This window comes from Serratia sp. BNK-17 (assembly GCF_048684935.1).
Classification (GTDB): domain Bacteria; phylum Pseudomonadota; class Gammaproteobacteria; order Enterobacterales; family Enterobacteriaceae; genus Serratia; species Serratia nematodiphila.
This window is the reverse complement of the sequence record NZ_JBLQTR010000001.1, coordinates 1581855-1603013: the sequence shown is the minus strand read 5'-3', so window position 1 is coordinate 1603013 and position 21159 is coordinate 1581855. Positions and strand designations below refer to the sequence as shown.

18 protein-coding genes are annotated in these 21159 nt (G+C 61.4%); 9 read left to right on the top strand and 9 right to left on the bottom strand.

The annotated features are described in order from the left end of the window. Positions 1–24: 24 nt before the first annotated feature. The 7 genes from ACMGF7_RS07690 to ACMGF7_RS07660 form a co-directional block, all read right to left on the bottom strand. Positions 25–1293 carry an MFS transporter gene (locus ACMGF7_RS07690; RefSeq protein WP_049187072.1) on the bottom strand — a complete coding sequence of 423 codons (1269 nt, stop codon included), beginning with the start codon at positions 1291–1293 and terminating at the stop codon, positions 25–27. Positions 1294–1423: 130 nt separating this feature from the next. Further along, entirely contained in the window at positions 1424–2389 is a 966-nt protein-coding gene (locus tag ACMGF7_RS07685; RefSeq protein ID WP_033645233.1) for a sugar kinase, read from the bottom strand. Positions 2390–2396: 7 nt separating this feature from the next. Beyond that, positions 2397–3149: a sugar phosphate isomerase/epimerase family protein gene (locus ACMGF7_RS07680; protein ID WP_049240377.1), complete on the bottom strand. Its 753-nt coding sequence runs from the start codon at positions 3147–3149 to the stop codon at positions 2397–2399. A gap of 165 nt (positions 3150–3314) precedes the next feature. Further along, positions 3315–4349, bottom strand: coding sequence for a LacI family DNA-binding transcriptional regulator (locus tag ACMGF7_RS07675; RefSeq protein ID WP_004933951.1), 1035 nt, complete (start codon positions 4347–4349; stop codon positions 3315–3317). A 124-nt stretch (positions 4350–4473) separates the two neighbouring features. Beyond that, positions 4474–5136, bottom strand: coding sequence for an OmpA family lipoprotein (locus ACMGF7_RS07670; protein ID WP_033631402.1), 663 nt, complete (start codon positions 5134–5136; stop codon positions 4474–4476). A 247-nt stretch (positions 5137–5383) separates the two neighbouring features. Then, positions 5384–5836: an N-acetyltransferase gene (locus tag ACMGF7_RS07665; protein ID WP_015376160.1), complete on the bottom strand. Its 453-nt coding sequence runs from the start codon at positions 5834–5836 to the stop codon at positions 5384–5386. After that, positions 5833–6399 (bottom strand): DNA-3-methyladenine glycosylase I, encoded by a 567-nt coding sequence (locus ACMGF7_RS07660; RefSeq protein WP_004933960.1) that lies wholly within the window; start codon positions 6397–6399, stop codon positions 5833–5835. Before ACMGF7_RS07660 ends, ACMGF7_RS07665 begins: the two co-directional genes overlap by 4 nt. A 196-nt stretch (positions 6400–6595) precedes the next feature. Here ACMGF7_RS07660 and ACMGF7_RS07655 point away from each other — a divergent pair, with 196 nt between their 5' ends. The 7 genes from ACMGF7_RS07655 to ACMGF7_RS07625 all read left to right on the top strand — a co-directional run bounded on the left by ACMGF7_RS07655 (position 6596) and on the right by ACMGF7_RS07625 (position 17691). Further along, positions 6596–8584: an autotransporter outer membrane beta-barrel domain-containing protein gene (locus tag ACMGF7_RS07655; RefSeq protein ID WP_420286412.1), complete on the top strand. Its 1989-nt coding sequence runs from the start codon at positions 6596–6598 to the stop codon at positions 8582–8584. Positions 8585–9326: 742 nt separating this feature from the next. Continuing rightward, positions 9327–10244, top strand: coding sequence for a glycine--tRNA ligase subunit alpha (gene glyQ, locus ACMGF7_RS07650; protein ID WP_004933966.1), 918 nt, complete (start codon positions 9327–9329; stop codon positions 10242–10244). 9 nt (positions 10245–10253) lie between these two features. Then, entirely contained in the window at positions 10254–12323 is a 2070-nt protein-coding gene (gene glyS, locus ACMGF7_RS07645; protein ID WP_004933969.1) for a glycine--tRNA ligase subunit beta, read from the top strand. A gap of 343 nt (positions 12324–12666) precedes the next feature. Continuing rightward, on the top strand, positions 12667–13386 hold the full coding sequence (locus tag ACMGF7_RS07640; RefSeq protein WP_049240371.1) for a DUF3053 domain-containing protein: 720 nt from the start codon (positions 12667–12669) through the stop codon (positions 13384–13386). Positions 13387–13927: 541 nt separating this feature from the next. Beyond that, a complete protein-coding gene (locus ACMGF7_RS07635) occupies positions 13928–15841 on the top strand; it encodes a PTS mannitol transporter subunit IICBA (protein ID WP_044030181.1) in 1914 nt (637 codons plus the stop codon). Between the two features lie 58 nt (positions 15842–15899). Continuing rightward, positions 15900–17045, top strand: a complete 1146-nt coding sequence (locus tag ACMGF7_RS07630; protein ID WP_197763947.1) for a mannitol-1-phosphate 5-dehydrogenase — start codon at positions 15900–15902, stop codon at positions 17043–17045. A 94-nt stretch (positions 17046–17139) separates the two neighbouring features. Beyond that, positions 17140–17691, top strand: coding sequence for an MltR family transcriptional regulator (locus tag ACMGF7_RS07625; protein WP_016929575.1), 552 nt, complete (start codon positions 17140–17142; stop codon positions 17689–17691). Here the strand turns inward: ACMGF7_RS07625 and ACMGF7_RS07620 are convergent. Further along, positions 17688–18296, bottom strand: coding sequence for a LysE family translocator (locus ACMGF7_RS07620; RefSeq protein WP_049240368.1), 609 nt, complete (start codon positions 18294–18296; stop codon positions 17688–17690). The two genes, ACMGF7_RS07625 and ACMGF7_RS07620, sit on opposite strands and share 4 nt — an antisense overlap. A 142-nt stretch (positions 18297–18438) precedes the next feature. On the opposite strand from ACMGF7_RS07620, the gene ACMGF7_RS07615 reads away from it, so the two are divergent. Together ACMGF7_RS07615 and ACMGF7_RS07610 are read left to right on the top strand one after the other, a co-directional pair. After that, positions 18439–19905, top strand: a complete 1467-nt coding sequence (locus ACMGF7_RS07615) for a PLP-dependent aminotransferase family protein (protein WP_420286411.1) — start codon at positions 18439–18441, stop codon at positions 19903–19905. A gap of 73 nt (positions 19906–19978) precedes the next feature. After that, complete coding sequence (locus ACMGF7_RS07610) at positions 19979–20341, top strand: YibL family ribosome-associated protein (protein ID WP_004933989.1); 363 nt, start codon at positions 19979–19981, stop codon at positions 20339–20341. Positions 20342–20351: 10 nt separating this feature from the next. Here the strand turns inward: ACMGF7_RS07610 and ACMGF7_RS07605 are convergent, their stop codons facing one another. Further along, positions 20352–21131: a class I SAM-dependent methyltransferase gene (locus ACMGF7_RS07605; RefSeq protein WP_049240367.1), complete on the bottom strand. Its 780-nt coding sequence runs from the start codon at positions 21129–21131 to the stop codon at positions 20352–20354. Positions 21132–21159: the final 28 nt, after the last annotated feature.

Here is a 21159-nt window from a genome sequence, read left to right as displayed (position 1 = left end):
TAACAGAGAAAAAGTATAACCGGATCAAGCCAATTGTGGCTGGATCTCGTTGCGGGCGGGCTTGACGATCAGCGTCAGCACCACCGCCACCACCAGTGCGATGGCCATAAACATGTAAGAGGCCGCCGGGCTGCCGGTGGCGCCATTCAGATAGCCGACGAACCACGAACCGAAGAACGAACCCAGCGCGCCCATGCTGTTGATCAGCGCCATGGCGCCCCCGGCGACGTTTTTCGGCAGCATTTCCGGAATGATGGCGAAGAACGGCCCATAAGGGGCGTACATCGCGGCGCCGGCGACCACCAGCAGGCCGTAGGAGATCCAGAAGTGGTTGGTGCCGACGGCGTAAGAGCCGAAGAACGCCAGCGCGCCGATCAGCAGCAGCGGCCAGACGAACAGCTTGCGGTTTTGCATTTTGTCCGACGCCCAGGAGACGACGATCATGGCGATGGTTGCCGCCAGGTAAGGCACCGCCGACAGCCAGCCGGCTTCCACCATGCCCATCTGCATGCCGCTGCGCAGGATGGAAGGCAGCCACAGCACGAAGCCGTACACGCCGATGCTCCAGGCGAAGTACTGCACGCACAGCAGGATCACGTTGCGTGAGCGGAAGGCTTCGCCGTAGTTGCGCACGGCCTTGATGCCTTTCTGTTCTTCGTCCAACTGCTGTTGCAGCGCCTGTTTCTCATTGGCGCTCAACCAGCCGGCCTGCGCCGGTTTGTCTTTCGCCAGCACCCACCAGCAGAACGCCCAGATAACCGCCGGAATGCCCTCGATGATGAACATTTCGCGCCAGCCGAAGGCGTGGATCAGGTAACCGGACACCACCGACATCCACAGCACCGTCACCGGGTTGCCGAGGATCAGGAAGGTATTGGCGCGTGACCGCTCCGATTTGGTGAACCAGTTGCTGATGTAGATCAGCATCGCCGGCATCACCGCCGCTTCCACCACGCCGAGGATAAAGCGGATGGCGGCCAACATCGGGATATTGCTCACCACGCCGGTCAGCGAGGCGCAACCGCCCCACAGGATCAGGCACCAGAAGATCAATTTTTTGACGCTGCGGCGTTCGGCGTAGATGGCGCCGGGAATTTGGAAGAAGAAATAACCGAGGAAAAACAGCGCGCCCAGCAGCGAGGCCATGCCCTTGGTGATGCCGAGATCCTCATTGATGCCGGCGGCGGAGGCGAAGCTGAAGTTGGCTCGATCGAGATAGGCCAGGCTGTAGGTGATAAACACGATGGGCATGATGTACCACCAGCGTTTGGCCGCGACAGTCGCTTTGTTCATGTTCAGTATCCTTCAGTGGTGTTGCATCCCCTTCGCCCGGCATGCCAGAAGAAGGGGCAGATGCTCTCCCGACGCGTCCCGGTTGTAGGGCCAGAGGCTGACGTCATGCGGAGAAGTCGTTTTTTTATTGTTATTCGGCCAGCGCCGCGCGGGTCGGCAGGCCTTCGCTGTCGCCGATGGCCTGGATCGCCAGCGAACCGATTTTGTTGCCGCGCTGCACCGCCTGTACCAGCGTTTTGCCTTCCAGCAGGGCGCTGAGGGTGCCGACGGCAAAGCCATCACCCGCCCCCACGGTATCCACCACGTTGTCGACCTTGACTGCGGCCACCGCCGCTTTATCGCCGGCGGCGGTTTTAAACCAGGCGCCGTCCGGGCCGGTTTTGATGATCACCGCCTGCACGCCGCGTTCCAGATAGAAATCGGCGATGCCTTCCGGCGTCGATTGGCCGGTGAGGATCTGCCCTTCTTTCAGCCCCGGCAGCACCCAGTCGGCGGCGAACGCCAGCTGGTTCAGCTGCTCGATCATCACCTCGCGGCTGGGCCACAGCACCGGGCGCAGATTGGGGTCGAACGAAATGGTTTTGCCCATGGCGCGCATCTCGCGCGCCGCATGGTGGCACAGCGCCAGCGATTCGCCGGACAGCGCCGCCGCCACGCCGCTCAGGTGCAGGTGACGCGCGGAACCGAAATACTCGCGGTTAAAATCGGCAATCGACAGGTGGCTGGCCGCCGAGCCCTTGCGGAAATATTCCACGCTGGGATCGGTACCATCGGTGGTTTTGGATTTCACCTGAAAACCGGTCGGATAGTGGCCATCGACCGTCACCTGCCGGTAGTTGATGCCTTCTTTTTTCAGCTGCTGCAGGGCGAAGCGGCCGAACGAGTCATTGCCGACGCGGCTGACCCAGCCGACGTTCATGCCCAGACGCGCCAGGCCGATCGCCACGTTCAGTTCGGCGCCGGCGATGCGTTTGGTGAAGGTTTCCACCTCCGCCAGGTCGCCGGTTTGCGCCGCCACGAACATCGCCATGGCTTCGCCCAGCGTGACCACATCCAGGGGCGTCTGCTGCGCCGTCGTTGCCGTTAACGTTGTCATCATGGGGTTACTCCGCACGCAAAATATTGACGTAATGACGGGTGACGGCCTCCAGGTCATCGCCCTGCAACGGGAATTCGATACCGCGCGGCGCATCGTGCGGCAGGCAGGCCAGCAGATCGCGCCAGCTGCCGTCGGTATCGTCCAGCGCGACGGCGCGCCAGCCGCGCGGGCCTTGGGTGGCGGCTTTGACGTGCACGTAACCGACGTGGCGGGCCAGGCGCTCGGCGGCGGCGAAGGCGTCTTGCCCCACCCACAGCCAGTTGGCCATATCGAAGGTCATGCTGACCGGCAGATGGCTATCTTCCGCGGCGTGGAAAAAGGCGTTCAGCATCGACAAAATGCCGCAGTCCGGCGTTTGGTCGTTCTCGACCACCAGCTTGACCGGGTGTTGCTCCAGCGCCACTTTCAGCTCGGTAAAATCGAAGCCGGGGCGGAAATGACCGAGGGACAGCTTCAGCTGGCGCGCGTTCAGCGCCTGCGCTTCCGCCAGCAGCGCCGGCAGGTTGGGGTTCAGCGTATGTTGCGGGGTGAACAGCGCCTCAGGGGCGGAGTAGACGGCGAACAGCTGCTGGCGATCGATCTCTTGCGCCAGCACCGGCAGGCTGTCCAGCTCGCCGGCGGCGAACAGTTCGCGGCGGATCTCCACCCCGTCGGCGCCAGCGCCGGCGATGAGGGGCAACAGCGCGCGCTGGCCGCCGTGTTGTTTGACGGTATCGGTGCCGTAGGCGCCGGTGACCACGATGATTTCTGTTTTCATTTTGACTCCTGAGGCGGCATTGTCGCCGCCGCTGCTGTTACCGGTACGTTAAATGGAACCGGTTCCAGCGAAAAGCGGCAGAGTGTAAAAATATGATCGCAATCACGAAGCTGAGCAAAAAACAGCCGGTGAGGGCGGGGCGGTTAACGCCCCGGAAAAGGCGGGTTAGCGGGTGGTGGAGCCGCGGACGATCAGCTCGCCGGAGAACATCTGCTCGCCGCTGGGGGCGGCCAGGCCCTGAATGCGCTGCACCAGCCGTTCCAGCGCAGCGTGCCCCATTTGGTAGGTGGGCTGTTTCAGCGTGGTGATGCCGACGCCCGCCAGTTCCGCCCACTCCAGTTCGTCAAAGCCCAGCAGGCCGATGTCGTTGCCCCACTGGATGCCGAGCCGACGCATGGCGCGCGCCACCTGCAGTGTCAGGGCGCCGTTGGCGGAGATCACCGCCTTGCGCATGCCGCGGTGGCGGCCGCTGAAATCGCTCAGCACCTGCTCCAGCTTCTGCCGATCGTTGAGCGGTGTTTCGGCCTGCTCCGCCAACAGCGCGGGGTGCTGCGCCATGGTATGCCTGAAAGCGTGCAGGCGTTCGAGGCGGGTATTGACCGTACCGAGCGGCTCGCTGAGGAACAGGATCGCTTCGAAACCTTGTTGCAGCAGGTGTTCGGTGGCGACGGTGGCGGCTTCGCGGTTGTTCAGGCCCACCACGTCGCAGGCGAAATCGGGGATTTTGCGGTCGATCAGCACCATCGGCAGCATCGACTGTTGCAGCGTGGATAACGCTTCCTCGCGCATGCCGACCGCGTTGACCACGATACCTTCCACCCGGTAACTGCTGAGCAACTGCAGGTAGTGCTGTTCCTGATTGACTTCGTTGTTGGTATTACACACCAGCAGGGTAAAGCCGTGCTGGCGGCAGGCGGCCTCGATGCCGCGCATCACGTCCACCGAGTAGGGATTGGTGATATCGGCGAGGATCAGGCCGATCAGGCGGGTCTGGCCGCCCTTCAGGCTGCGCGCCATCTGGCTTGGCCGGTAGTCGAGCTGCTGGATCGCCTGTTCAATGCGCTGTTTGAGATCGTCGGAAAGCAGGTGTTGTTCACCATTCAGATAGCGCGACACGCTGGTCTTGCCGGTTTTGGCGATGCTGGCCACATCGCTGATGGTGGCGCGTCCCGATGCGCGCGTTGCCTTGACAGTGCTCACAGCCGATCCCTCCCGCGGTTAATTGCCAAGGAGACTACCATACCCGATGTGCGGGCGGGAATGTTGAAGGGTAAGGAGAAAATCGCAGGGAGGCGGCGGGGCGCAGGTGGCGCCCCGCACGGGATTACTGCAGCGGGCTGAGCGTGATCTCGACGCGGCGGTTTTGCGCCTTGCCTTCCGCGGTGCTGTTGGAGGCGATCGGGTTGTCCGGGCCGGCGCCGGTGGTGCGGATACGGTTCGCCGCCACGCCCTGAGTGATCAGCGCGCTGGCTACGCCGTCGGCGCGCTGTTGCGACAGGTTCATGTTGAGCGAACGGGAACCGGTGCTGTCGGTGTAGCCGACCACGTTGACCGCGGTTTTCGGATACTCTTTCAGCACCATGGCGACGCCGGTCAGGGTGTTGGCGCCCGCCGGTTTCAGCGTGGCGCTGCTGCTGTCGAAGGTCACGTTGTTCGGCATGTTCAGCACGATGTTGTCGCCCTGGCGGGTGACGCTGACGCCGGTGCCTTTCATCTTGTCGCGCAGTTTGGCTTCCTGCACATCCATGTAATAACCCGCGCCGCCGCCGAGCGCCGCACCGGCCGCCGCGCCGATCAGCGCGCCTTTGCCGCGATCTTTCTTGGAGGAGGACAGCACGCCGACGCCGGCGCCCAGTGCGGCGCCGAGGCCTGCGCCGATGCCGGATTTGCCGGCTTCGGATTCACCGGTGTAAGGGTTGGTGGTACAGGCCGACAGCGCGAGCGTAAGGCTCACGGCGCCGGCAATAATTGCAATGCGTTTTTTCATGTTCTTGTCCTTAATGGCATCAGAATCTGTACGCGCCGGCCCAAAACGGGGACGCAAAAAAGTGGGTGACGCAGGGAGCCCGCATCGCCGCGCTACCTATGACGCGCGCTTTCGCCGGCAGTTCCGGAGAAAAACGTGACAAATGATGAGCACGGGTAAGTGCTGGGGGAGTTATGCGGCAAAACGCCGGGCGGCGCCATGCAGCGGATTCCTAATTGTGCGCATCCGGGGTGCGGATGCGCCTTTTTTAAGCGTAACCGGTTGAGTTTTCGACTGCCGGCCAGTTCATGATCAGCGTATAGGCCTGGGTTTCATCATTGAACAGGCGCTGCGTTATCTGAAAGCCGTGCTTGTGGTAGAACGCGCAGGCGCGCAGGTTCTGTTGGTACACCTCCAGACTGAGTCGGCGGTAGCGCTGTTGCACGTGCGTCATCAGCGCCTGGGCGACGCCGCGGCCGTGAAACGCCCGATCGACAAACAGCGCGCCGATGAACTGCTCGTCCAGCACGCTGATAAAGCCGACGATCTCGCCTTCGTGCCAGCAGGCCCAGCTTTGCGCGCGCGGCAGGTAGTTTTCCCGCACCAGCGCGGCGCTCTCACGCCAGTATTTTTCCGCGACGAACGGATGGGCGGCGATGGTGCTGGGCAGCCACAGCGCCATCAGCCGTTCGATATCCTCCGGGCCACAGGGGCGGATCACCGTGGCTTTGGGTAACACATGCACCCCGTGAGATGATCGTTCACCAGCCCGCTGGCCTGCATGAAGGCGTAACAGATGGTGGAGCCGATAAACTTGAAGCCGCGCTTTTTCAGCGCCTTGGACATGGCGTCGGACTGCTCGGTTTTGGCCGGCACCTGGTTCAGCGCTTGCCAGCGGTTGAGCTGCGGCCGGCCGCCGACGAAGTCCCAAATGAAGGTAACGAAATTCTCCCCGGCCGCCTCCATCGCCAGATAGGCCTTGGCGTTGGTGATGATGGCTTCTATCTTGCCGCGATGGCGGATGATGCCGCTGTCCTGCAGCAGGTTTTCCACGTCTTGTTCGGTCATGGCGGCGACACGCTGCGGATCGAAACCGTGGAAAGCGCGGCGGTAGTTCTCGCGCTTTTTCAGGACGGTGATCCAGGAAAGGCCGGCTTGCTGCCCCTCGAGGCACAACATTTCAAACAGCTCGCGCGCGTCGGTGGTGGGCGCGCCCCATTCCTTGTCGTGATACTCGAGATACAACGGATCGGCCGTCACCCAACCGCAACGTTCGTCTGCCATCCTGAATGTCCTTATGCTGTGTTTATGAACAGTAATCATCGCTCGAAGCGCCGAACTTGGCAAGTCTCTGATTGTTTTGTCATCAGTCCGCTTGACGTGACGAAAAAGCCGACAATAGTTACTACATGGCCGGTGGAAAACTGACCAACGATAAAAACGACATGGCCTTCATTTGCAGGCTCTCAGGAGTCGATTCATGCCTCTAAAAATAACGTGCATGCCCCGCCCGGCGGCGCTTGCAGTGGCGTTACTTTGCTGTATGACCCTTCCGGCTCAGGCGTACGATCAACTCTACGTCTTTGGCGACAGCCTGAGCGATACCGGCAACAACGGCCGGTTCACCTATGACGGCAGCCAGCACCTGCTGTACGACGAAGCGTTGGCGCAGCGCATCGGCGCGGCGCTGGTGGCTTCGGACAACGGCGGTGAGAACTACGCCGCCGGCGGCGCCGTGGCGGTGCCGGGCCTGAACCCGGCCGACAACACCCAGGAGCAGGTGCAGCGTTACCTGAACCGGGTCAATGGCCAGGCCGACGGCGACGGTTTGTATATTCATTGGATCGGCGGCAACGATCTGGCGGCGGCGGCGCTGAATGCCGCTACCGCGCCCGGCGTGGCCTATAACAGCGCCGCCGCGGCGGCCGCGCAGGTGCATTCGCTGCTGAACGCCGGCGCCGGCACGGTGATCGTGCCGACGGTGCCGAACATCGGCTCCACGCCGCAGCTGATGGAATTGATCATTCAACAGGCGCTGTCACCGGTGCAGGGGGCGGCGATCCAGGCGGCCTATGCCACGCTTAATTCGGTGGCGACGCCGGACAACGCTTCACGCACGCAGGCGATCCACGCAGCGTTGGCCGCTGCGGCGAAGCAGGGCAGCGCCATTCCTCAGGTGCAGCAGGCGATCGCCGCGCAGCTTATCGCGGCGTATGACGGCCTGAGCGCGCAGGCCGCTCAGCTGACCGATTTCTATAATCAAAGCGAAGACCGTTTGCTGGCGCAGGGGAGCGGCAATATCGTGCGGGTGGACGTCAACAAGCTGTTCGCCGAAGCGATCGCCAATCCGGCGCAGTTCGGCTTCGCCAACACCGCCGGCATGGCTTGCCCGCCGGGCGTTTCCTCGGCGGTTTGCCGTTCCGACATGCCCGGCTTCGACGCCGGCCAGTCCTATCTGTTCTCCGACCATTTCCACCCCAGCCCACAGGCGCACCTGCTGATTGCGGATTATATCCAGGCGGTATTGGATGGCCCGGCGCAGGTGGTGGCGCTGAATCAGGCGACGGCGGCGATGGCGCGCGACAGCCGCGTCACGCTCGACAGCCGCTTCCAGCAGCTGCGCAACGGCGACAACCCGCAGGGTTCGCTGGGCGTGTTCGGCGGTTACGCCGGCCAGCACTACGACTATGCCGATAACCGGGCCGCGGGGGACGGCAACGCCACCACCCACAACCTGACCGTCGGCGTGGACTATCAGCTGACCGACAGCTGGTTGATCGGCGCGTTGATCGCCGGTTCCAACGACGATCAGCATCCTTCCAGCCGCTTTGATTACAAGGCGCGCGGGCTGCTGCTCTCGGCTTTCAGTTCACTGGCGATATTCGAGCACGGTTGGGTCAACGCCGATCTGCACTATGCGACGATGGATTATAACGACATCCGCCGCAGCATGCGGCTGGGGCCGCTGACGCGCACCGAAACCGGTTCGACCACCGGCAGGCAGTGGGGGGCGCGCGTGACCGCCGGCTATGACTTCCCGATCGCCTCTTACCTGACCACCGGGCCGGTGGCGCAGTTCGCCTGGGATTACAGCCGCGTTTCCGGTTACAGCGAAGACGGCGATGACAGCACCGCCATGCGCTTCAACGATCAAACCTACCACTCGCAGATCGGTGCGTTGGGTTGGCGGCTGGATACGCAATTCGGCGTGTTTAACCCTTATGCGGAAGTGAGTTATCAGCACCAGTTCGGCGACGACGTTTACCGCGCCGGCGGCGGCCTGAAATCGACGCAAACCTCGTTCACCCGCGACAGTGCGGGCCAGGACAAAAATTGGGTAGATGTCACGCTCGGGGCCAACATGCCGTTGACGGACAGGGTATCGGCCTTCGCCACCGTCTCGCAAACCGGCGGGCTGAGCAGTGGCGAGCAGTTTATGTATAACGTTGGCGTCAGCGCGCGTTTTTGAATTGGCCATCGGCGCGCTCAAGGGCGCAGGATAAGCCATAAGGTCTGATAAGGGATTTATGCGGAAGGCGGCCTGGGGGGAATTATGCGGGCCGCAATGAGGTTGGCGGAAAGACAAAAAAAAACTGATCCTATGAAAGGATCAGGTAGCCACTTGGCCAACACCAGGGAAAATTTTATTTATTATTGTATAACCAAAGATTAACTGTCAATGGGTTTATGTGGCTCATTGTTGGCGTATTACATATCCACTTGTTTCTCCTCGAGTCACTGCAGCGGCCCATCGCGTGATCTCTCCTTATTTTTCACGATATAAGAAATAATTTGGCGGTTAGTCACATTATCTGCCGGTGAGGCGAGTTTTTTAGTTGATAAAATTAACAAAAATAACATTGGCGTAACTTTGCCCTGTGGCAAATATAAGCATGTGTGCATTTCAATCTGCGTAAATAGGGTTGGTGAGAACAGGAGCTGAGGGCGAATAAGTGACGATTTAAGCAACGATTAGTCTCGTTTTTTGTTAAGTTATTCTAATGTTTTTGGCGGGCCGTATTTTCGCCCCGTTCGTCGCCGGTGAAATTAGCCGGCTAACCGGCGCCCTGTCCTGCGCGCGTCGCGCGCGAAAATCCAGCGTTTCTCGCCCCGATTCGCACTTGTTGCCGGATTCTGGCTGTATATCTTACGGTCAACGGGTATACTGGCTCATTCCATCTAAATCCACTTGTATCGCGTGCGAATTCAACATGCAAAAGTTTGATACCAAGACCTTCCAGGGCCTGATCCTGACACTGCAGGATTATTGGGCGCGCCAGGGCTGCACCATCGTTCAACCATTGGACATGGAAGTCGGCGCGGGAACCTCACACCCGATGACGTGCCTGCGCGCACTGGGGCCGGAGCCGATGGCCGCCGCCTATGTGCAGCCATCTCGCCGCCCGACCGACGGCCGCTACGGCGAAAACCCGAACCGTCTGCAGCACTACTACCAGTTCCAGGTGGTGATTAAGCCATCGCCGGACAACATTCAGGAACTCTACCTGGGCTCGTTGAAAGAGCTGGGTCTGGATCCGACCATCCACGACATTCGCTTCGTGGAAGACAACTGGGAAAACCCGACGCTCGGCGCCTGGGGCCTGGGTTGGGAAGTGTGGCTGAACGGCATGGAAGTGACGCAGTTCACTTACTTCCAGCAGGTCGGCGGCCTGGAGTGCAAGCCGGTGACCGGCGAGATCACCTACGGTCTGGAGCGTCTGGCGATGTACATCCAGGGCGTGGACAGCGTGTACGATCTGGTGTGGAGCAACGGCCCGCTGGGCGTCACCACCTACGGCGACGTGTTCCATCAGAATGAAGTGGAGCAGTCCACCTACAACTTCGAATACGCCGACGTCGACTTCCTGTTCTCCTGCTTCGAGCAGTACGAGAAAGAAGCTCAATCGCTGCTGGCGCTGGAAAAACCGCTGCCGCTGCCGGCCTACGAACGCATCCTGAAGGCGGGTCATACCTTCAACCTGCTGGACGCGCGCAAGGCGATTTCGGTCACCGAGCGCCAACGCTACATTCTGCGCATCCGCACGCTGACCAAAGCCGTTGCCGAAGCCTACTACGCTTCCCGCGAAGCGCTGGGCTTCCCGATGTGCAACAAGAAGAACGAGAACTAAGAGGCAGCCATGACTCAACAGACTTTCCTGGTGGAAATCGGCACGGAAGAGCTGCCGCCGAAGGCTCTTCGTTCCCTGGCGGAATCTTTCGCCGCCAACTTCACCGCCGAGCTGGACAACGCCGGCCTGGAACACGGTGAAGTGAGCTGGTTCGCCGCACCGCGCCGCCTGGCGCTGAAAGTGGCCAACCTGAGCGCGGCGCAGGCCGATCGCGAAATTGAAAAACGCGGCCCGGCGATCGCCCAGGCGTTCGACGCCGAAGGCAAACCGAGCAAAGCGGCCGAAGGCTGGGCGCGCGGCTGCGGCATCACCGTCGATCAGGCTGAACGCCTGGTGACTGACAAGGGCGAGTGGTTGATGTACCGCGCCCACGTCAAAGGCCAGTCGGCGCAACAACTGCTGGCCGGCATGGTCAGCACCGCGCTGGCTAAACTGCCGATCCCGAAACTGATGCGTTGGGGTGACTCCGACGTGCAGTTCGTGCGTCCGGTGCACACCGTTACGATGCTGCTGGGCGCCGATCTGATCCCGGGCACCGTGCTGGGTATCGAATCTGCGCGCACCGTGCGTGGCCACCGCTTCATGGGCGAAGCCGAGTTCACCCTCGATAACGCCGACCAATACCCGCAGATCCTGCTGGAGCGCGGCAAAGTGGTCGCCGACTACGAAGCGCGTAAAGCCCTCATCAAACGCGACGCCGAACTGGCGGCGCAGAAGATTGGCGGCAAAGCCGATCTGAGCGACAGCCTGCTGGAAGAAGTGGCCTCGCTGGTGGAATGGCCGGTGGTGCTGACCGCCAAATTCGAAGAGAAATTCCTGGCGGTGCCGGCGGAAGCGCTGGTGTACACCATGAAGGGCGATCAGAAGTATTTCCCGGTGTATGACGCCGCGGGCAAACTGCTGCCGAACTTTATCTTTGTGGCCAATATCGAGTCGAAAGATCCGCAGCAGATCATTTCCGGTAACGAGAAAGTGGTGCGTCCGCGCCTGGCTGACGCCGAGTTCTTCTTCAACACCGATCGCAAGAAACGTCTGGAAGACAACCTGCCGCGCCTGGAAACCGTGCTGTTCCAACAGCAGCTGGGCACCCTGCGCGACAAGACCGATCGCATTCAGGCGCTGGCGGGCTGGGTTGCCGGCCAGATCGGCGCCGACGTCAACCACGCCACCCGCGCGGGCCTGCTGTCGAAGTGCGACCTGATGACCAACATGGTGTTCGAATTTACCGACACCCAGGGCGTGATGGGCATGCACTACGCGCGCCACGACGGTGAGGCGGAAGACGTCGCCGTTGCGCTGAACGAGCAGTATCAGCCGCGCTACGCTGGCGATGCGCTGCCGCAGTCGCTGGTGGCCTGTTCCCTGGCGATCGCCGACAAGATGGACACCCTGGCCGGCATTTTCGGCATCGGGCAGCATCCGAAAGGCGATAAAGACCCGTTCGCGCTGCGCCGCGCCGCGCTGGGCGTGCTGCGCATCATCGTCGAGAAAAACCTGCCGCTGGATCTGCAGACCCTGACCGAAGAGGCCGTGCGCCTGTACGGCAGCAAGCTGACCAACGCCAAAGTGGTCGATGAGGTGGTGGAATTCATGCTGGGCCGCTTCCGCGCCTGGTATCAGGAAGAAGGCCACGCGGTCGATACCATTCAGGCGGTGCTGGCGCGCCGTCCGACCAAGCCGGCCGACTTTGACGCGCGCGTCAAGGCGGTATCCCACTTCCGCACGCTGGACGAAGCGGCGGCGTTGGCTGCGGCCAACAAACGCGTCTCCAACATCCTGGCCAAATCTACCGAAACGCTGAACGACAGCGTGCGCGCCTCGGTGCTGAAGGACGCGGCGGAGATCCAGTTGGCGACCCACCTGGTGGTGCTGCGCGACAAGCTGCAGCCGTACTTCGCGGCGGGCAATTACCAGGAAGCGCTGGTGGAACTGGCTGCGCTGCGTGAACCGGTGGATGCGTTCTTCGACAACGTGATGGTAATGGCGGACGATGCGGAAGTGCGCGTGAATCGTCTGACGCTGCTGAGCAAACTGCGTGAACTGTTCCTGCAGGTGGCGGATATCTCCGTACTGCAGTAAACGGCTCTGTGCTGTGAAAAGGCGCCTGCGGGCGCCTTTTTTATTTCCGTTTCCTGGGTGCGAAGGCAAGGTCGCCTGGCGACTTGGGGGGCGACTTGGGGGGCGACTTGGGGGGCGACTTGGGGGGCGACTTGGGGAAATTGAAGCGTCCGGTCGCCGACGGCAATGAACCTCAGTGCGTTTTGCGCACGATGTTCAACCGCCTCCGGCCGAGACAATGTTCACCGCAAACGGAATCGCGTATCGGAACGCCGCCAGTTGATCTATTCTTATAGGCGCACGGAGTGCGGAAAAAGGGGCGGAGTCCAATGAAAAAGCAGGTTTATAACAGGAGTTATGTCACATGGCGGTAGGGATCCAGAGCAGATTTTTCGCGCGTTGGTTGGCACCGGTATTGGCATTGTTGGTGGTCATGCAATTGACCGCCTGCGGCGATAAAGAGCCGGAACAGCGCAAAGCATTTATCGATTACTTACAGAATACCGTGATGCGCAGCGGGGCGAACATCCCCACGCTGAGCGAAGACCAGAAACAGAAGTTCGGCAACTATGCCGGCGATTACGCGATTTTGGTCGGTTTTTCCCAGCAGTTGTCCAAATCGGTCGGCGCCAGCCTGACGCCGGCGCTGGACCAGATTAACCAGATCCGCACCGCGCAGGACTACCTGAACAAACGCGACGCGCTGCAGCAATCGGTCGGAGCATTGAATCTGCTGGGCCAGCAGATCCAGTCCGCCAAATCGCAGGCGGATACCGCCCGCGCGGCGCTGAAGCAGCCCGACGATCTGAAGGCGGTGTACAATCAGGCCTATGACAAGATCGTCACCGCGCCGGCCAACGCCCTGATGCCGGCAATCCCGACCACCGCCAGCTTTGTGCAGGATCTGGTGCAGGTTGGCGATTTCCTGCAGAGCCAGGGCAATCAGGTCAGCTTCAACAACAACGGCGTGCAGTTCCGCACCGCGCAGCAGGTGGCGCAGTACAACACCATGATGTCGAATCTGGTGGCCAAACAGCAGAACCTGGTGAATGCGCAGAAAGCCATTCAAAGCGTGACGCAATAACGCGCCTACTACGATCTACAGGCCGGCATTGCCGGCCTGTTTTATTTCCCCTCAGCGTTTCCAATAACTTGCTGGTTTATTACGCAGGCTTCTGTACTACACTTCAATTAATCCATTCATTCGGCAATGTAGTTTTCTTTCACTCATCACTTCGCTAGTTCCCGGCGGGATGAGTGCTCACAGGGAAGATCAAACAGAGCGTCGCGTTCGGGCGCTGCAGCTAAAAATAAATTGTGATATTTGTCACAATTTAAAAACAAACCACCAAGTTAAAAATGTGACATGAATCACTTTATTGTCGGTTTTTGGGCGGTTTTTTTCTCACTGTGCTTTTTTTACACGTCATAAATGTGATCTTTATCACCATAAGTGAGGGGTTGTTGGGGTGTTGCGTGTGATTTGTATCACAAAAAATTCGTGAAGTTCGCATGACAAAAACAGCGTGATAGAGTCCGTTTCGCATACAGCGGCAACACGGCTGGATCGTCACAACAATAATCACGCGCTCTATTGTCAGCGCGTAACAATAGGGGTGTGTTTTATGTTTTCACCAGACATCAAGGTTAAAGTGCAAAACTTTGGCCGCTTCCTGAGCAACATGGTGATGCCCAACATCGGCGCCTTTATCGCCTGGGGGATTATCACCGCGCTATTCATTCCAACCGGCTGGCTGCCGAATGAGACCTTAGCCAAGCTGGTCGGCCCGATGATCACCTACCTGCTGCCGCTGCTGATCGGTTATACCGGCGGGCGGCTGGTGGGCGGCGATCGCGGCGGCGTGGTCGGCGCCATCACCACCATGGGCGTCATCGTCGGTGCCGACATGCCGATGTTCCTCGGCGCGATGATCGCCGGTCCGCTGGGCGGCTGGGCCATCAAGCACTTCGACCGCTGGGTGGACGGCAAGATCAAAAGCGGCTTTGAAATGCTGGTGAACAACTTCTCCGCCGGCATCATCGGCATGCTGTTGGCGATCCTGGCCTTCCTGGGCATCGGGCCGCTGGTGGAGGTGCTTTCCAAGCTGCTGGCGGCGGGCGTGCACGTGATGGTGACGAACAACCTGCTGCCATTGGCGTCCATCTTCGTTGAACCGGCGAAAATCCTGTTCCTGAACAACGCCATCAACCACGGCATCTTCTCGCCGCTGGGCATCCAACAGGCGACGGAAGCCGGCAAATCGGTGTTCTTCCTGATCGAAGCCAACCCAGGCCCGGGCATGGGCGTGCTGATGGCCTACATGTTCTTCGGCCGCGGCAGCGCCAAGCAATCCGCCGGCGGTGCGGCGATCATTCACTTCCTGGGCGGTATTCACGAAATCTACTTCCCCTACGTGCTTATGAATCCACGTCTGCTGCTGGCGGTGATCCTGGGCGGCATGACCGGCGTCTTCACTTTGACGATGCTGAACGGTGGCCTGGTTTCTCCGGCTTCCCCGGGGTCGATTTTGGCGGTGCTGGCGATGACCCCGAAAGGCGCCTACTTCGCCAACATTGCGGCGGTGTGCGCAGCCTTTGCCGTCTCCTTCGTGGTGTCCGCTTTCCTGTTGAAAACCTCCAAGGTGAAAGAGGATGACGATCTGGAGGCCGCGACCCGCCGCGTGCAAGAGATGAAATCGCAGTCCAAGGGCGGCGCGGCCGCGCCGGCGGCGGTCGATGGCGATCTGAGCACCGTGCGCAAAATCATCGTCGCCTGCGATGCGGGCATGGGCTCCAGCGCCATGGGAGCCGGGGTGCTGCGCAAGAAAGTGGCCGACGCCGGGCTGAAGAACATCTCGGTGACCAACAGCGCCATCAACAGCCTGCCGGACGATGTGGACCTGGTTATCACGCACCGCGATCTGACCGAGCGCGCGATGCGCCACGCGCCGCAGGCTCAGCACATTTCGCTGACCAACTTCCTCGACAGCAAGCTGTATGGCGATCTGGTTGAGCGTTTGCTGGCGGTGAACACCGCTGCCGCAGCGGCCCCGCAGAGCGGCGCGCACGCGGCTGCAGAGGCCGGCGAACCGGGGCTGTTCAAGCTAAGCGAGAGCAACGTGTTCCTCAACCTGCAGGCCAGCGACAAAGAGCAGGCGATCCGCTTCGCCGGCGAGCAGCTGGTGAAGGGCGGCTACGTTGAGCCGGAATACGTGCCGGCGATGCTGGAACGCGAAAAGCTCACCTCCACCTACCTGGGTGAGTCGATCGCCGTGCCGCACGGCACCATCGAGGCTAAAGACCGGGTGCTGCGTACCGGCGTGGTGTTCTGCCAATACCCGCAGGGCGTGCGCTTCGGCGATGAAGAGGACGAAGTGGCGCGCCTGGTGATCGGCATTGCCGCGCGCAACAACGAACATATCCAGGTGATCACCAGCCTGACCAACGCGCTGGATGACGAGAGCGTGATCGAGCGGCTGGCGAATACCACCAGTGTCCAGGAAGTGCTGGACCTGCTCGGCGGCAAAAAAGCCGGATAACAGAATCATTTTAAAGGGTGCAGCGTGCTGCACCCTTCGACATTAAGAAGGTAGAGTTATGAAAGCATTACATTTTGGCGCAGGGAACATCGGCCGCGGTTTTATCGGCAAGCTGCTGGCGGACGCCGGGGTTGAGCTGACCTTCGCCGACGTCAATCAAACGGTGCTGGATCTGCTGAACAGCCGTAAAAGCTACCAGGTGCACGTGGTGGGCGAGCAAGAGCGCGTAGAGAGCGTCAACAACGTCAGCGCCGTCAACAGCGGCAGCGAAGCCGCGGTGGCGCTGATCGCCGAGGCGGATCTGGTGACCACCGCCGTTGGCCCGCAAATTCTCGCCAAAATCGCCGGCACGATCGCCAAAGGGCTGGTGCTGCGCCATCAGCAGGGCAATGTGCAGCCGCTGAACATCATCGCCTGCGAGAACATGGTGCGCGGCACCAGCCAGCTGAAGCAGCACGTGTTTGCCGCGCTGCCGCAGGACGAGCAGGCATGGGTTGAGCAGCACGTCGGCTTCGTCGATTCGGCGGTCGACCGCATCGTGCCGCCGGCGGACAGCAGCGATCCGCTGGAAGTGACGGTGGAAACCTTCAGCGAATGGATCGTCGATCAGACGCAGTTTAAAGGCCAGCCTCCGGCGATCGCCGGCATGGAGCTGACCGATAACCTGATGGCCTTCGTCGAGCGCAAGCTGTTCACCCTCAACACCGGCCATGCCATCACCGCCTACCTCGGCCAACGGGCCGGGCTGCAAACCATTCGCGACGCCATTCTCGACCCGGCGATCCGCCGCGTGGTGAAAGGGGCGATGGAAGAGAGCGGCGCGGTGCTGATCAAGCGTTACGGCTTCGACGCCGACAAGCATGCCGCCTACATCAACAAAATCCTCGGCCGCTTTGAAAATCCGTATCTGCACGACGACGTCGAGCGCGTAGGGCGCCAGCCGCTGCGCAAACTGAGCGCCGGCGATCGCCTGATCAAACCGCTGCTGGGCACGCTGGAATACGGCCTGCCGCATGCCAACCTGATCCAGGGCATCGCCGCCGCCATGAGCTACCGCAGCGAACAGGATCCGCAAGCGCAGGAACTGGCGGAACTGCTGAATACGCTCGGGCCGAAAGCCGCGCTGGCGCAAATTTCCGGCCTGCCGGCGGAAAGCGAGGTTGTAGAACAGGCCGTTGCTGTGTATAACGCCATGCACAAGTAGAATCGTGATGATGAACACCCGAGCGCAGCTTGCTGCGCTCCTGGAACCCGAGTTCGGCATCGACGGCCCTCCCCACGCCTTTCGAAAAGCGACGATGGAAGAAGCACAGGCATTTGAAAACCAGGTTCTGGAAAAGCTGAACGCGGGCAAAACGGTGCGCAGCTTCCTGATCGCGGCGGTAGAGCTGCTGGCGGAAGCGCTCAACGTGCTGGTGGTGCAGGTATTCCGCAAGGACGACTATGCGGTGAAATATGCCGTCGAACCGCTATTGTCCGGCAGCGGCCCGCTGGGGGAGCTGTCGGTGCGCCTGAAGCTGATGTACGGGCTGGGGGTGATCTCCCGCCACGAATATGAAGACGCCGAACTGCTGATGGCGATGCGCGAAGAGCTGAACCACGACGGTTCGGAATACCGCTTCGTCGACGACGAAATCCTCGGGCCGTTCGGCGAGCTGCACTGCGTGGCCGCGCTGCCGCCGGTGCCGACTTTCCTGCAGCCGGGCGAGGCGGATGAAGCGCTGATCGCCATGCAGCGCCAGCGCTATCAGCAGATGGTGCGCTCCACCATGGTGTTGTCCATTACCGATCTGATCGCCGGCATCGGCGCCAAGCAACCCTCCCGGCTTTCTCCTCTCGGCCGCGGCTAGGCAAAGGCCGCGCGCCACTCGTCGAACAACAACCACAGCGCGGTGGCGGCCATCAGCCCGGACATCGCGCCGTTGAACACCCGCAGCTTCCAGGTGACCCGCAGCGCGTTGCGCAACCGATCGCCCAGCACCGCCCACAGCAGCACGCAAGGCAAGTTCAGCAGCGCGAAACCAGCGATGACCGACAGAGTATGGACAAAAGTGGCGCCTTCGCGCGGGGTGAACAGGATCGCCACGTTGATCACCATCAGCCAGGCCTTGGGGTTGACCGCCTGAAACAGCGCGCCGTTGAGCAGGCTCATCGGCTGCGCCTGCTCTTTGGCGTCCGGCGAGGCTGCCTTGAACAATTTCCATGATAGCCACAGCAGGTAGGCGCAGCCGATCACCGCCAGCGGGAAGCGGATGACGCCGGCCCAGCTCAGCGCCAGCGCCAGCAGCGGGATAATGATCGCCAGCTGTACTGCACAACCGACGCAGATGCCGAACAGCATCGGCAGGGTGCGGCGCAGGCCGAAGTTGACGCCCGACGAGGCCAGCAGCAGGTTGTTGGGGCCGGGGGTGATCGACATGACGGTGACGTAGCTGACAAAGGCGGAGTCCAGCATGGCAGGTTCCTTGAAAATGACGGTGATAACGAGAGGATCAGCATAATCGCTGCAATGGGATGGTGACAGAACCACAAATCGGCTATTGTCATGGTTACAGTTGTGCGAAATGTAAACTGTACCCATTGCCTGGAGAGAAACTGTGACCCTGCTCGATGAAACCCCGGATACCCGTTACCTGCAGCTGGCGGATACGCTGGCCGAGGCCATTCGCCGCAGCACGCTGCGGCCCGGCGACCGCTTGCCTTCGGTGCGGCGCTGTGCGCAAACCCATCGCGTCAGCATCAATACCGTGGTGTCGGCTTACCGCACGCTGGAGGATCGCGGGCTGATCGAAGCACGGCCACAGTCGGGGTTTTATGTGCGCAGCACGTTGCCGGCGCTGAAGATGGCCTCGGCGCCCAGCGGCCGTATCGAACCGCCGGCGGACGACGTGCTGGCGCTGATCGACACGGTGTTCGCCGCCCAGCAAAACCCGGCCTTCACCAATATTGCGTTGGCTTGCCCGCAGACCAGCGACTTTTATCCCGGCGGCAAGTTGGGGCGCATGCTGTCCTCTCAGCTGCGCCGCCAGCCGGATCTGATCGGGCAGTACCCGTTGCCGCCCGGCAGCCTGCGGCTGCGTCAGCAGATCGCCCGCCGCTCGATGACGCTCGGCATGCTGTTGGAGCCGGGCGACGTGGTGCTGACCCACGGCTGCATGGAAGCGCTGCAGCTGGCGCTGCGCGTCACCACCCAACCGGGCGACTGCGTCGGGCTGGAGTCGCCGACCTACTTTTACCTGCTGCCGCTGCTGGCCAGCCTGGGGCTGAAAGCGCTGGAAATCCCTACCGATCCGCAGCTGGGGCTGTCGTTGGACGCGCTGGAGCTGCTGCTGAACGAGAAGCGGCTGAATGCGGTGATCGCCATGCCGACGGTGCAAAACCCGCTGGGTTGCACCATGCCGCTGGCGGCGAAAAAGCGGCTGGCGCGGCTGATGAACGATCATCAGGTGCCGTTGATTGAAGATGGGCTGTATGCCGAGATCCAGTTCGGCGGCGCGCTGTCACCGGCGGTGAAGGCGTTCGATCGCGACGGCTGGGTGCTGTTTTGCTCCAGCTTTACCAAAACGCTGGCGCCGGATTTTCGCGTCGGTTGGATCTGCGGCGGCCGTTTCCATGAGGCGTTGCGCAAGCTGAAGGCGGTGTCGTCGATGTCCGAGTCACAGCTGCTGTCGGAAACGCTGGCGACCTTCCTGGAGAGCGGCGGCTACGATCACCATTTGCGCAACCTGCGTAAGCGCTATGCCGCTCAGGTGGACGAGGCACGGGCGCTGATCGCCCGGCATTTCCCGCGCGGCACGCTGGCCACGCAGCCGGCGGGCGGCTTCGTGTTCTGGGTCGAATTCCCTCCCGGCGTGGACAGCGTGGCGCTGTTCCATCAGCTGCTGGAGGAGCAGATTTGTTTGACGCCGGGCACCCTGTATTCGCCCAGCGGGCGTTACCGCAACGCGCTGCGGCTCTCCTGCTGCTACCCGTTCAACGCGCGCTACACCCAGGCGCTGGCCCGGCTGGGCGCCAAAGCCTGCGAGATGAGCGGCCTGCCGCCCGGCATTGCGCAGAACGGGTAACGGCGCGCGCCTTTTGCTACAATGCCGGTATCATTGATTAGCGTGCCATTTTGGGCACAACGGGCCAGAGACCATGAAAGAGAAAGAAAAGGCAGAGATCAAGCGCCTGAGCGACCTGCTGGACGCCTTGAACCACAAAGACGCCACCGTGATCCAACAGGGCAATCCTGAGTTGATCGCACAGCACACCAAAGAGAAAGAGAAGCTGGCGACGGAGATCGAGCGCCTGAAAAACGTGCGCGGCGAGAAGCTGAGCGCCGAAGCGCAGAAGCTGAGCAAGCTGCCGTTCAGCCGCGAGATCACCAAGAAAGAGCAGGCCGATATGGGCGCGCTGAAGAAAAGCGCGCGCGGGCTGATCGTGGTGCACCCGATGACCGCGCTGGGCCGCGAGATGGGCCTGAAAGCGGTCACCGGCTACGCCAAGAAAGCGTTCTGAACCCCGGGCGTCAGACCTTGGTGGTGAAATACGCCTTGGTCTGATAGGGCACGGTGACCGTGTCCTGGCCCTGCAGCTCCTCTTCTTCCGCCACCAGTTGGCGCAATTGATCGATAACCTGCTCCTGTTGCGGCTGCGGCAGCGCGGCGATAAAGCTGGTTGAACGCACGCGGTTGTAGATCACGTCCTCCACTGCGCCCCGGTGGCCCAGCATAAACACCTGCTCCTGCAGCGGTTCAAAGCCTTTGAACGGGAAGAACTTGCGCCATTCGCCGGTATAGAAACGCGGCGCATCGCCTTCGTGGCTATCGACGATCTGATTCAGTTTACGCACCCAACCGACACGCGCATCGCGCATGTTCCACACCAGGCCGAGTTTGCCGCCGGGCTTGAGAATGCGCTGGATTTCCGCCAGCGCCTGCGGCGTGGCGAACCAATGGAAGGACTGGGCGCAGACCACCGCATCCACCGACTCGTCCGGCAGCGGGATCGCCTCGGCGGTGCCCGCCAGCGTTTTCACCTGCGGCAGCGCCGCCGACAGTTTTTCCAGCATTTGCGGCACCGGTTCGACGGCGATCACCTGCGCGCCGGTTTCCAGCAGGCGCGGGGTGAACTTGCCGGTGCCGGCGCCGAGATCGATGACCGTCATGCCGGCGTGCAGACCGATGACGTCACGCAGCCAGACGGCGATTTCCGGCGGGTAATCCGGCCGGCCTTTCACATAGCGATCGGCATTGGCCTGATAGCCTTCGGCGGCGGCGTGATGAATCGAATGGGTCGGGGTGGTCATATACCTGACTCCTGGCTGAAAAAACGTG